The following is a 1,863-nucleotide window of genomic DNA, read 5'->3' on the forward strand; positions in this document are numbered from 1 at the left end:
GGTGAGTGGCGCGGGGGAATCGCACCCCCGCGCTCTCGCAGAACCGTACGTGACACTCTCGCGTCATACGGCTCCCATTGTTCGGCCGCGTCCGAAGAGCAAGGCCCAATGAGCAAACAGGCGGGTCTGGCGGCGCGCGATGCGTTGCAGCCAGTGGATGGCCCGTGTCTTGTGCCTGCGCAAGGACTTGAACTTCCGGTGGGCCCATCGCGCCAGCAGGAGATCGATGTGCCGCAAGGTCGGGTAGAGAGCCGATGGATAGAACCGCCCGTAGTAGTTGATCCAGCCCCGGATGTGCACATTGAACATCCGCGCCAGATCATCCAGCGTCTTGTCGCTGCGTTCGTGAAGGGCCCAACTCCGGACCGTCCGTCGGATCGCCTTGAGGGCTTTGCCGCTGGCGGCCGGACTGAACGAGACGCCGACCTTCCCACCCCGCCGTCGCGACAGCCTTGGCCTGAATGTATAGCCGAGGAAGTCGAACTTGTGGTCGGGATGGTTTCCGCGCCGATCATCATCCTTGCAAAAGACGATCTTCGTCTTCTCCGGATGAAGCGTCAGCCCGCATTCCGCGAACCGCTTCTCAAGGTCATTCCGCAACGCCGCTGCTTGCTCCCCACTTCGGCAATGGCAGATCGCATCATCGGCGTAGCGCTCGAACCGGATGTCGGGATGGTTCCGCAGCATCCACATGTCGAACGCGTAGTGGAGAAAGAGATTGGCAAGGAGGGGACTGATGACCCCTCCTTGCGGCGTCCCTCTTTCCCGCTCGATGAGGCTTCCATCCGCAGTCTGCATCGGCGCTTTCAGCCATCTTTCGATGTACAGCAGCACCCACGGGCAATCCGTATGCTTACGCACTGCCCGCATCAGCAGATCCGTTTCGATGCTGTCGAAGAAGGCCTTGATGTCGAGATCAAGAACCCAGGCATAGCGCCAGCACCGCTGCCGTGCTGCGCCGACCGCATCGAGCGCCGATTTGCCGGGCCGGTATCCGTAGGAATCGCTGTGGAATCGAGGTTCCACCAGCGGCTCCAGGAACCGTTTGACCACCATCTGGGCTATGCGGTCCGCGACAGTCGGAACCCCCAACGGCCGCGTCTTGCCATCGCCCTTCGGTATGTCGACCCGTCTCACCGGCGGCGGAAAGTAACTGCCGGACGACAATCGATTCCAGAGCTTGTAGAGGTTGTTCGACAGATCACCCTCGAAGTCCGCAACCGATTGGCCATCCACGCCAGCCGCTCCTTGGTTGGCTCTGACCCTTTTATAGGCTTCCCACACCTCCCTTTTCGGAATGTCGAACGGCTTTGCTCTATCCATGAAGCTCCTCCCGTTTCCGGTTGGCTCCTGTCCAGAGCTGAACAACGCAACCCCTTCGCTCCAGCGTCATTACAACGCCTTCATCACTACTACGGGTTGCTCCGTCCCTGTGCCCCGCATCGGTACTTTCGTCCTCGCAGGGACCCCCTGCTTGGATTTTTCCCTTCGCATCGGGGCGACAGGTTCCCACGTTCCACCCAAGAGCCTGGCTCCGAGTCACGCCGCCTTCATGCCGGATGCCGTCTGGGCAGCAATCAGGCCATCCCCCAGACTGATCCCGGGGTAACGACTTCCCCCCGGTTTCGACATCGTCCATACGCTTTCGACACGTCATCAGCGGTTCGCTTTCGCTCGTCTCTCTGAGCCCTACCTGACGGGATCACGTCCCGCCTTTTCCGCAACGCTCACCACCACGGCTTTTGACCGAAGCAGCTTGCGGTGGTTTGAAGCCTGCCCCTGACGGCCGGCTTCGAGGGACCTGCCCTCATCTCTTGTGCAGTTCCGCACCTCCATCGCTGTCAGCGCGTTCGTGGCACACAG

1 protein-coding gene is annotated in these 1,863 nt (G+C 61.1%); it reads right to left on the reverse strand.

The features are described from left to right. Nucleotides 1–63: 63 nt before the first annotated feature. Nucleotides 64–1,323 carry a group II intron reverse transcriptase/maturase gene (ltrA, locus tag RFN28_RS34385; protein ID WP_320291562.1) on the reverse strand — a complete coding sequence of 420 codons (1,260 nt, stop codon included), beginning with the start codon at nt 1,321–1,323 and terminating at the stop codon, nt 64–66. Between the last annotated feature and the right edge of the window lie 540 nt (nt 1,324–1,863).

Origin of the sequence: Mesorhizobium album (assembly GCF_033977205.1) — a bacterium.
GTDB classification, from domain to species: domain Bacteria; phylum Pseudomonadota; class Alphaproteobacteria; order Rhizobiales; family Rhizobiaceae; genus Mesorhizobium; species Mesorhizobium album.

What these genes read in the sequence shown, in the direction of transcription:
- ltrA (WP_320291562.1), bottom strand. Translation starts at nt 1,323, where the DNA reads ATGGATAGAGCAAAGCCGTTCGACATTCCGAAAAGGGAGGTGTGGGAA.